Here is a 10267-nt window from a genome sequence, read left to right on the forward strand (position 1 = left end):
GTGCATGGCTTCATCCATGCGCAGGCCTTCGAGGTAGGGCCAGTCCAGCACCGACGAGCGCAGCCCGGGCATCTGCGCGCGATCGGCCAGCGTCGTGAATTCGACGAACTTCGCCTTGCCGGTGGGCTCTGCTTTCTTGATGAGCTCTGACAGCGAGTAGCCCACCCACGGGATCACCATGCTCCAACCTTCGACGCAGCGCAGCCGGTAGAGAAAGCAGAGCCCACCGGCAAGGCGAAGTTCGTCGAATTCACGACGCTGGCCGATCGCGCGCAGATGCCCGGGCTGCGCTCGTCGGTGCTGGACTGGCCCTACCTCGAAGGCCTGCGCATGGATGAAGCCATGCACCCGCTGGCGCTGCTGACCTTCGGCATGTATGGCGAGGTGCTGCCCAACCAGAATGGCGCGCCGGTGCGCATCGTGCTGCCCTGGAAGTACGGCTTCAAATCGGCCAAGAGCATCGTCAAGATCCGCTTCGTCGAGAAGCAGCCGCGCAGCAGCTGGGAAGAGAGCGCACCCCAGGAATACGGCTTCTATTCCAACGTGAATCCCACCGTGGCCCATCCGCGCTGGAGCCAGCTCAGCGAGCGCCGCATTGGCGAAGACGGCCTGTTCGCCAAGAAGCGGCCGTCCTTGATGTTCAACGGCTATGAAGCGCAAGTGGGCCAGCTCTATGCGGGCATGGATCTGAAGCGCAATTTCTGATGCGGCGTGCGTTGACGGCGGCGCTGCTCAGCCGCGGCGCCAAACCGGCGCTTTTCCTGCTGTGCCTTACGCCGCTGGCGTGGCTGGTCTTCGGCGCCGTAGCCAACCGGCTCGGTGCCAACCCGGCCGAAGCCATCATCCGCGGCCTGGGCGACTGGACATTGCGCGGCCTGTGGCTGACGCTGGCCATCACGCCGCTGCGCGAGCTGACGGGCCTGGCCGCACTGGCGCGCTTTCGGCGCACGCTGGGCGTGTTCACCTTCAGCTATGCCTCACTGCACCTGCTGGCCTATGGCTGGCTGGACATGGGGCTGGATTTCTCCGACATCGCCCGCGACATCGCCAAGCGGCCCTTCATCCTGATGGGCTTCACCGCCTGGCTGCTGATGGCGCCGCTGGCGGCAACGAGCTTCAACAAGGCCATCAAGGCCCTCGGCGCCAAGCGCTGGCAGGCGCTGCACAAGACGATCTACGCCATCTCCGTCATCGCGCTGCTGCACTTCATCTGGATGCGAGCCGGCAAGCACAACTTCGCCGAGCCGGCCGTCTACGGCGTGATCCTTGCCGCGCTGCTGGGGTGGCGCCTCTTCAAACGCCTGAACACGAAAAAGGCGCGACTGGGATAATTCGCGGTTCTGCCCGAACCACCCCATGCCCAACCCCACCTCCATTGACGTCGCCATCCTCGGCGGCGGCCCCGCCGGCTGCAGCGCCGCGTCCTGGCTGGGCCAGATGGGCATGACGGCCCTGCTCGTCGAGCGCGAATCCCGCCTGTGCGCCGCGCTGGCCGGCCTGAACTTCGCCCAGGACTGGGTGCTGGGCGAGCCCGCCGCCCGCCTGGCTGCTTTGGGCGAGCACTACGCCGCCCAGGCCCAGGCCACGCCGGGCATGACGCTGCGCCTGGGCACGCGGGCCGAGTCCGCCCGCCACACGCCCGCAGGCTGGACCCTGCAACTGGCCACCGGCGAGCATGTGCAGGCCCGCGCCCTGCTCGTCGCCACCGGCCTGCGCCTGTTGCGCCCGGCGCGCTACTTCGCCGTACCGCATGAGCGCGTGCTGGACGCCTCCCAATTGACCGCCCGCCGCGAGGCCCTGTCGCCAGGGCGCGTGCTGCTGCTGGGCGCCGGCGACAACGCCGCAGAGAACGCCCTTTTCCTGGCCGAGCGCGGCCATGAGGTGACTGTCTGGTCGCGCGGCAGCTGGCGCGCCCAGATCCACCTGGCCGAGCGGGCGACCGCCCACCCCCGCATCACGGTGCAACTGGCCACGCCACTGCCCGAGGCCCTGCTGCCGGACGACCGCGGCGTCACTGTCGGCGCCGAACGTTTCGACTTTGTCGCCGCACTGCTGGGCTTCGAGCCCGAGCCTTCCGCCTTTGCGCTGCTGGACGAGGCCTCGCGCCAACGCGCCTTCGTCGCCGGTGACGCCAGCCGTCGCTGGCATCCCTGCGTGCAGACGGCACTGGCCGATGGCGTGCAGGCGGCCAAGCAGATCGAACTGGCGCTGCGCCCGCAGGTCGCCGCCGCGCCGCAGCGCTACAACAACCGCCAGGTCATCCATCTGCAGGGCCTGCGTTTTCGCGCCAACCTGGGCGTGCTCGACTTCGAACGCACCGGGCCCCAGCCCATCCAGGTCGATGCCGAGGTCAACCTCGGCGCCATGCCGGTGGTCGCGCGCGACGCCGACATCGGCCATGTGCTGGACTACCGCCGCGTGCGCACGGCCATCATCGACGAGTGCAYGGCCGAGCACACCGACCTCGTCGAAGCCCTGCTCGGCAAGCTCTGCAACCGCCTGATGAGCCTGCCCGGCGTCGTCGGCGTGCGCCTGAAGCTGACCAAGCTCGAAATCTTTCCCGACTGCGAAGTCGCAATCAGCACCGAACTGGGTGCATGGTGAACAACATGTCTGAACTTGATTTGCCCCCACGCTCGCACGGCGAGCTGCCCCCCGAGGGGGCTGTCAGCGGTTTCGGGCGGCCGGGCACCGCTGACGTCCTCGATTTCGCCGAACAAGCCGCGGCCGACAAGAAGGCCGCGTTTGAGATCAACAAGCTGTCCAAGCGCCTGCACCGCCAGGTCGGCCAGGCCGTCACCGACTTCAACATGATCGAAGACGGCGACAAGGTCATGGTGTGTCTGTCGGGCGGCAAGGACAGCTACGCCATGCTGGACATCCTGCTCAACCTGCAGCAGCGCGCGCCAATCAAGTTCAGCCTCGTCGCCGTCAACCTCGACCAGAAGCAGCCCGGCTTCCCCGAGGAGGTGCTGCCCAACTACCTGCGTTCGCGCGGCGTGGACTTCCACATCGAGAACCAGGACACCTATTCCATCGTCAAGAAGCTCATCCCCGAGGGCAAGACGACGTGCAGCCTGTGCTCGCGCCTGCGCCGCGGCATCCTGTACCGCGTGGCCGGCGAACTGGGCGCCACCAAGATCGCGCTGGGCCATCACCGCGACGACATGGTCACGACGCTGTTCCTGAACATGTTCTTCGGCAGCCGCATGAAGGGCATGCCGGCCAAGCTGGTGAGCGACGACGGCAAGAACGTCGTCATCCGCCCGCTGGCCTATGTGAAGGAGCCCGACCTCGTGCGCTGGGCCGAACACCGCGAGTTCCCCATCATTCCGTGCAACCTGTGCGGAAGCCAGGACAACCTGCAGCGCGTGCAGGTCAAGGCCATGATCAACGAGTGGGAAAAGCGCTACCCCGGCCGTATCGACAACATCTTCACGGCCATGGGCAACGTCGTGCCCTCGCACATGATGGACAAGAAGCTCTTCCCGTTCGAGACCATGAAGGCCACGGGCCGGGCCGAGCCCGACGGCGACATCGCCTTCGACGACGATGAAAGCTGCGCGACACCCGCGCAGGCTTCAGTCATCACGCTGCAACGCTGATTTACACGCGGGCAATCTGAGCGGGTCAGAATGACGGCATCTCGTTGATGGAGGTGCCGTCATGAACCGCCGCCTGATCCTCGCCACCCTTGCCGCTGCCTCGGTCGCTGCCTTCACCGGCTGCGCCGGCCCGTACACGGTCTCCGCTGACGTCTCCAGTTATGGCAATTGGCCGGCCGACCGCAAGCCCGGCAGCTATGCCTTCGACCGCCTGCCCTCGCAGCAGCAGAGCGAGGAAGCCGCCAAGCGCCAGGCCACGCTGGAAGACGCCGCCAAGGCCGCGTTGGAAAAGGCCGGCTTCAGGCCTGCCGCCGATGCGAAGAGCGCTGACGTGCTCGTCACGCTGGGCGCCCGCGTCACCGCCTACGACCCCGTGCCCTGGGATGACCCGCTGTGGTGGCGCTGGCGCGGCCGCCTCATTTCGCCGCGCTATGGCTATGTGCCAGGCTGGAGCGGCTTTGGCTGGCGCCACGATCCGTTCTTCGATCGCCGCTACGACCGCGCCGTGGCCCTGCTGATGCGTGACCGCGCCAGCGGCGAGGCCCTGTTCGAGACCCATGCCAGCAACGAGGGCGTGACCATGGGCAGCGACGCCCTGCTGACGCCGCTGTTCGACGCGGCCATGGCCGAGTTCCCCAAGGTCAACCCGAAATCGCATCGCGTCTCCGTGCAAGCCGTCCGCTAGCGGCGAGGACAGCAGGGAACAGCGCCCCGCCTGCCCATAATCGCGGCTTCGTTCAAACGCAGTCGCAAGGCAGGCATGGCGCTCAACATCGTGATCATGGCGGCGGGCAAGGGCACCCGCATGAAGTCCGCAACGCCCAAGGTGTTGCACAAGCTCGCCGGCCGCTCATTGCTGGCTCATGTGCTGAAGAGCTGCGAGCCCCTGGCCGCCAGCGCGCGCATCGTCATCACCGGGCATGGCGCCGACCAGGTCGAGGCGGCCGTCTCGGCTGACGGCATCTCCTTCGTGCGCCAGATGCCCCAGCTCGGCACCGGCCACGCCATCCAGCAGGTCGTGCCGGCGCTGTTGGGTGAAGGCACCACGCTGATCCTGAACGGCGACGTGCCCCTGATCGAAACCACCACGGCCAAGGCTCTCATCGACGCCTGCGCCGGCCACGCCCTGGTGCTGCTGACGGTCGACCTCGCCGATCCCACCGGCTACGGCCGCATCATCCGCGACCCCGATGACGGCGGCGTGCTCGCCATCGTCGAGCACAAGGACGCCACGCCTGAGCAGCGCCTCGTCCACGAGGGCTACAGCGGCATGATGGCCGCGCCCACTGCAGCGCTCAAGCGCTGGGTCGGCCAGCTGACCAACAACAATGCCCAGGGCGAGTACTACCTGACCGACATCGTCGCGATGGCCGTCGCCGAGGGCCTGCCCGTGCTGGGCATCAAGGCCCACAGCGAGATCGAGGTGCTGGGCGTCAACGACCCCGTGCAGCTCTCCCAGCTCGAACGCGCCTTCCAGGTCCGCCAGGCGGAAGGCCTGATGCGCGCCGGCGTGCGCCTGGCCGACCCGGCCCGCTTCGACCTGCGCGGCACGCTGACGCACGGCCAGGACGTCGAGATCGACGTGAACTGCGTCTTCGAGGGCGAGGTGAGCCTGGGCGATGGCGTGCGCGTTGGCGCCAACTGCGTGATCCGCAACGTGACCATCGCCGCCGGCGCACGCATCCACGAGTTCACCCACATCGACGGTGAAGCAGCGGGCGCCAGCGTTGGCGAGGGTGCGCTGATCGGCCCCTTCGCCCGCCTGCGGCCCGGCGCACAACTGGGCGCCGAGGTGCACATCGGCAACTTCGTCGAGGTCAAGAACTCGACGCTGGCCAAGGGCGCCAAGGCCAACCACCTGGCCTATCTGGGCGACGCCACCGTGGGCGAGCGTGTCAACTATGGCGCGGGTTCGATCACGGCCAACTACGACGGCGCCAACAAGCACCGCACAACGATCGGCGATGACGTTCATGTCGGCTCCAACTGCGTGCTGGTGGCGCCCATCAAGATCGGCAATGGCGCCACCATTGGCGGTGGTTCCACCATCACCAAGGACGTTACTCCCGGTGACCTCGCTGTCGCCCGCGGCAAACAAGTTGCATTGACTGGCTGGACCCGTCCCACGAAGAAGCGTTGAATAGTGACTTAGTTCCGGCGATTGCTTCACGCCGCTCGAGGTGAGGGGGCACTTGCCGGGCCAGCCCGCCGTTAGGATGGCCCTGTCTCACGAACACCGCAGTACCCATGGCCCACGAACTCGACTTTGCCGCGCTCTCGCTTGACGATGCCGTCCCGGCGGATCTGGGTGCCTATGAGATCGCCCAGGCCCAGAGTGAGGCGGATGCGCGCAACCGCGCCCTCGAACTCAAGGCCCAGGCCTGCGACAACGCCGCCGAAGCCTGCTGGTACCTGGCCCGCAGCCTGGGCGCCGCACGCGACCTGCCGCAGGACGGCGAAGCCAGCCTGGAACTGCTGTTCCAGCTCATCGGCGCCTTGGCTGACCTGCCCACCGAGATTGCCGCGGCGCCGCTGCCAGCAGTCACTGGCGGCCGTGACGACGGCATCAGCGAACTCTGCCAGCAGCTCGAGGCCGCCCGCGAGTTGACCGAGGAAGCGCTGATTGACGCCGAACTGGCGCCCGCCCGCAGCCAGCACTGCCACTGAACCCAGCCCCACAGCACAAACGCAAAAGGCGCCCCTGAGGGCGCCTTTGCCATTGGCGTGGACGCTTATTRCTGGCTTGTCGGCGCCTGGCTCACCACCGCAGCCGGCGGCACCGTCAGGCGGTTATCGACGGCCTTCACGCCACCCGTTGAGGACGCGACGACAGTGGCTCGCTCACGGGTCTGGGTGTCGGGTGCCTGGCCTTCCAGCTTCACGACGCCATGGTCGGTGCTGACAGCGATGGGCACAGCGGCCAGCGTTGAATCGGCGGAGAGAGCTATGCGCACCTTGGCCGTGATGCCGCTGTCCTCGGCTGTCGGCAGGAGCTGCTGCGGAGGTTGCGGCTGCGCTTGAGCCTGGGCTTGAGGCGACGTGCCAGGCGCCGTCGAGCCGGCGACCGTGTCAGGCACAGCAGGCGTTGCCGAGGCCAGTGGCGGCGTAGCGGGCGGCATGGTTTGGGGCGTCGTCGCCGTGACCGGGCCGGCCGCGGTGGGCGGCATCACGATGGGCGCCGAGCCAGGCGGTACGCTGAGCGGCTGGGCGTTCGCTGGCGCGGCGGCCACGGTCGTCGGTGGCGGCAGGGTTGCAGCCGGGCTGGTCGGCGCGCCGCGCAACACCATGTCGGGTCGCGCCGCGGGCGCCGGCGCCTGAGCCACCACAGCGGGGGCGTCAGCGGCCGGCCGGGTCGTCGTCACCGGCGGGCCCAGACGAGTGGTCGCTGCAGGCTCAGCAGGCGCTGGCGCAGCAGCGACGGTGGTCGTCGTGCTGTCCTCTGCCTGTGACGCGGCCGGTGTCTCCGGCGCCGGGGTGGCGGCGGCAACTTCGGTCTGTGGCTCGGCGCTGCCAACCACGATGGCGGGCGGCGTGACAGGTGCCTCGCTCGGCCGGTTCATGGCCCAGATGGCCACAGCGGCGATGAGGGCGGCGCCGGCACCGGCGGGGATCATCCAGTTCATCTGCCGGTCACGCTGCAGCGATGCGGTGGCGGGCTGGGGTCGGGCGTGAACCGGCTCGACACGCGGCGTTTCGGCATGAAGCGGCGTCGTCGCCGACACCTTGGCCCCAACGCCGGTCGGCTTGAATCGCGCCGCGCCGACGGGGGGGACCTTGGCGGCGTGCAGAGGCGCGGAGCCACCGGCCTTCAGCGCGTCGGGCAGATGCTCGGGCTTGGTCTCCTCCAGGTGGTTGGCCCAGCCCTCGGCGTGCATCGATTTCGGGAATTTCATGTCGGCCTCCGGTCGTCGTTGTCGACGTTTGCGATGGAGCCGACTGTGAGGTGACCCGGCGGCGCGCCATGCCGGTGCAAGCTCCTTCGCCTTGTAGGACAAAGGGCTTGGGGTGTATGTACTTGTGACCGCTGTGAGGGCGCGGCTTAGAAACCCCCCACCGGCAACGTGCCGTCACGCTGCAGCCAGTTGCGCGGTGAATAGCGGCTGGCCGCGTCCGTCACATGCAGCGTGTAGGCATGGCGCGATTTGTCGGAGCGGTTCGCCGCCGAGTAATGCGGCAGCAGGCCGTGGAAGACGACCAGGGAACCCGCCTCGACCTCCAGTGGAATGGCCTGGCGGGAATCCGCCGCGGGCCAAGGCGTCGCGTCGATCTGCTCCATCCAGGCCTTGCGGCCCTCGCGCACAAAGCGCTCGCGCAGCACGCCGCGCTCGCCCTTGTGGCCGCCGGGCTCGGTCCACAGGCAGCCGTTGTGCAGCGTCGCATCCTCCAGCGCGAACCAGAAGGTAGTCACCGTGATGGGGTCGCTCTCGAAGAAGCTCGCGTCCTGGTGCCAGCGCACCTCACCGCCGATGCCGGGCTGCTTGAAGATGAACATGCTCTGCCAGACCTGCGGCTGCTTCAGCCCGAGCTCGGCCGCCACGCCGCGCAGCGCCTGGCCTTTGGAAAAGGCGCTGAAGACCGGGTCGAGGTCGTGCATCGCATGGCCGATCTTGTTGATGRCCAGGGCCTTGTCGACGCGCAGCCGGCCCTCGGCATCGAAGGCCTCCTCCTCGAAGAAGCAGCGCATCTGGTCGCCGCTGTCGAGAAAGTAGTCGTCGACATGGCGCTGCTGCTCTTCGGTAGTGAAGACGGGGCGCTGCTCGCCGGGATCGAAGGCATCGACGATGTCGAGGGCGCGCTGGCGCAGCGCGGCGATGTCGGCGGCCGTCTTGAAGCCGGGGATGACGAGATAGCCCTGTTCGGCGTATACGGAGGCAAGGTCGGCGGAGTTCGTCATGAGCTTGTAGGAAGGAGTTGTGCGGATTGTGTGACCAGTGSGGGGCGCCCACAGTGCGGCCACGTCAACACCCCGGGAGACTCCCGATGAAAGTGCTCAAGGTCCTGCTGATCGCCATCGTCGCGCTGCTGGTGTTGTGCGTGGGCGGCGGGCTGATGCTGTCGCCGAAGTACACGCTCTCGCGTACGGTGAAGATCAACGCCGCGCCGGACAAGATCYACGCCCTCGTCGCCGATCCGCGCAGCTGGAAAGCCTGGAGCGCCTGGAACCAGCGCGATCCGGCCATGGCCATCGAATACAGCGGCCCCGCCTCGGGCGCCGGCGCCGTCTGGGCCTGGAAGAGCAAGAGCCAGGGCGATGGCCGCATGACCTTCACGACGGCCGAGGCGCCCAAGCGCCTGGGCTATGAGCTCTATTTCCCCGACTTCGGCACCACCTCGACCGGCGATTTCCGCCTCGAGACCAACGGTGGTGCCACCCAGGTGACGTGGTCGATGGACGGCGACATGGGCAGCAACCCGGTCTACCGCTGGATGGGCCTGTTCATGGACAAGATGGTCGGGCCGGATTTCGACGCGGGGCTGGCGAACCTGAAGGCGCTGGCCGAGAAGTAGGGCCTGTTAGCCCTGCGGCGATGGGCCGCGAAGGCCCGCCGCAAGGGGCCAATCTAGACGCAGCGTGCAGCCCGCACTCATGTGCGGGCAAGGGCTGCAACAACGAGTGGCCACTTGCGGCGGGCCTTCCCGAAGGGTTGTGGCCAGAAGGGCCGCATGCTGTGTTGCAAATCCTCGCTGGGTATCAACCCAGCTTGCGGTTTGCTGTCGTGCCTGCGGCCCTTCTGGCCACAACGCGACCCATCTCCGCAGGGCTAACAGGCCCAACGAACAACCCCGCGGCCCCCAGCAGGATGGCCGCCGCGCCCAGCCATTGCAGCGGCGCCAGTTCGTGCCCCAGGGCCAGCCAGTCCACGAGGATGGCGACCACCGGGTAGAGGAAGGACAGGCCGCCCTGCAGCGCCGTCGGCAGGCGCTGCACGCCGGCATACATCAGCGCGTACATCAGCCCGGTGTGCACGACGCCCAGCACCACCAGCGGCATCCAGCCCAGTGCCGTCTGCGGCAGGTGGCCGAGGTCGGCAAAGGGCGCCAGCATCAGCAGGCCCACGGCGACCTGGATCAGAGCGATCAGCGGGGCGGACATGCCGCTCAGGCGCTTGGCGACAACGGCCGCCACCGCCCACAGCGCCGCGGCACCCAGGGCCATCGCCACGCCCAGCCCGAAGTTGCCGCCGACATAGCCGGCGCTCGGCCGTGCCTGCACGATGAGCACCATGCCCGCAAAGGCCAGGGCCACCCAGGCCAGCCGCGCCAGGCTGAGCCGCTCGCCGAAGAACACCACGCCCAGGCCCATCAGCAAAAAGGGCTGCAGGTTGTAGACCGCCGTGGCCACGGCCACCGAGGCCCGGCCGTAGGCGCCGAACAGCAGCACCCAGTTCAGCACGATGGCCACGCCCCCCAGCACGGCCAGCCCGAGCTCCCGCGCGCTCGGCCGGCGCCACAGACCCAGCACCGTGCAGATCAGCGCCAACGTCAGCAACCCGAAGCCGCAGCGCCAGAACACGACGTCCAGCGGCGCCAGGCCGGACAGCAGCACGAAGTAACCGATCGAGCCCAGCAGGCTCATCGCACTGCCCATCTCGAKGGCGCCACGGGTAGTGGGGGACACGGTGCTTCCTTGCAATGACGAGGAATGCCATTGTTTCAAGGTC

General features: G+C 68.1%; 10 protein-coding genes and 3 pseudogenes. 9 read left to right on the top strand and 4 right to left on the bottom strand.

Translation table 11 applies throughout. The features are described 5' to 3' along the window. Positions 1 to 213 (bottom strand): annotated as a pseudogene (locus ACXJKR_RS14935) (molybdopterin-dependent oxidoreductase); the annotation flags it as partial. A gap of 6 nt (positions 214 to 219) precedes the next feature. Here ACXJKR_RS14935 and msrP point away from each other — a divergent pair. The 8 genes and pseudogenes from msrP to ACXJKR_RS14975 form a co-directional block, all read left to right on the top strand. Next, positions 220 to 705 (top strand): annotated as a pseudogene (gene msrP / locus ACXJKR_RS14940) (protein-methionine-sulfoxide reductase catalytic subunit MsrP); the annotation flags it as partial. Next, positions 705 to 1331 (top strand): sulfite oxidase heme-binding subunit YedZ, encoded by a 627-nt coding sequence (locus tag ACXJKR_RS14945; RefSeq protein ID WP_457323498.1) that lies wholly within the window; start codon positions 705 to 707, stop codon positions 1329 to 1331. The pseudogene msrP and the gene ACXJKR_RS14945, both read left to right, overlap by 1 nt. 25 nt (positions 1332 to 1356) lie before the next feature. Beyond that, positions 1357 to 1896 (top strand): annotated as a pseudogene (locus ACXJKR_RS14950) (FAD-dependent oxidoreductase); the annotation flags it as partial. 312 nt (positions 1897 to 2208) lie between these two features. Further along, on the top strand, positions 2209 to 2604 hold the full coding sequence (locus ACXJKR_RS14955) for a dihydroneopterin aldolase (RefSeq protein WP_457323505.1): 396 nt from the start codon (positions 2209 to 2211) through the stop codon (positions 2602 to 2604). A gap of 5 nt (positions 2605 to 2609) precedes the next feature. Continuing rightward, positions 2610 to 3605, top strand: coding sequence for a tRNA 2-thiocytidine(32) synthetase TtcA (ttcA, locus tag ACXJKR_RS14960; protein ID WP_082532988.1), 996 nt, complete (start codon positions 2610 to 2612; stop codon positions 3603 to 3605). Between the two features lie 61 nt (positions 3606 to 3666). Beyond that, positions 3667 to 4290: a DUF4136 domain-containing protein gene (locus ACXJKR_RS14965; RefSeq protein ID WP_056203113.1), complete on the top strand. Its 624-nt coding sequence runs from the start codon at positions 3667 to 3669 to the stop codon at positions 4288 to 4290. 75 nt (positions 4291 to 4365) lie between these two features. Further along, entirely contained in the window at positions 4366 to 5745 is a 1380-nt protein-coding gene (gene glmU / locus ACXJKR_RS14970; protein WP_457323499.1) for a bifunctional UDP-N-acetylglucosamine diphosphorylase/glucosamine-1-phosphate N-acetyltransferase GlmU, read from the top strand. A 107-nt stretch (positions 5746 to 5852) separates the two neighbouring features. Next, positions 5853 to 6272 (top strand): hypothetical protein, encoded by a 420-nt coding sequence (locus ACXJKR_RS14975; protein ID WP_457323500.1) that lies wholly within the window; start codon positions 5853 to 5855, stop codon positions 6270 to 6272. A gap of 65 nt (positions 6273 to 6337) precedes the next feature. Here the strand turns inward: ACXJKR_RS14975 and ACXJKR_RS14980 are convergent, their stop codons facing one another. Together ACXJKR_RS14980 and ACXJKR_RS14985 are read right to left on the bottom strand one after the other, a co-directional pair. Further along, entirely contained in the window at positions 6338 to 7498 is a 1161-nt protein-coding gene (locus tag ACXJKR_RS14980; RefSeq protein WP_457323501.1) for a BON domain-containing protein, read from the bottom strand. A 146-nt stretch (positions 7499 to 7644) separates the two neighbouring features. Continuing rightward, positions 7645 to 8499 (bottom strand): phytanoyl-CoA dioxygenase family protein, encoded by an 855-nt coding sequence (locus tag ACXJKR_RS14985; RefSeq protein WP_457323502.1) that lies wholly within the window; start codon positions 8497 to 8499, stop codon positions 7645 to 7647. 86 nt (positions 8500 to 8585) lie between these two features. On the opposite strand from ACXJKR_RS14985, the gene ACXJKR_RS14990 reads away from it, so the two are divergent. Next, a complete protein-coding gene (locus ACXJKR_RS14990; protein ID WP_457323503.1) occupies positions 8586 to 9113 on the top strand; it encodes an SRPBCC family protein in 528 nt (175 codons plus the stop codon). Positions 9114 to 9297: 184 nt separating this feature from the next. Here ACXJKR_RS14990 and ACXJKR_RS14995 read toward each other — a convergent pair whose 3' ends face one another. Beyond that, positions 9298 to 10224 (bottom strand): DMT family transporter, encoded by a 927-nt coding sequence (locus ACXJKR_RS14995; RefSeq protein ID WP_457323504.1) that lies wholly within the window; start codon positions 10222 to 10224, stop codon positions 9298 to 9300. Positions 10225 to 10267 lie beyond the last annotated feature (43 nt).

It is taken from the genome of Roseateles sp. P5_E11 (assembly GCF_054049355.1).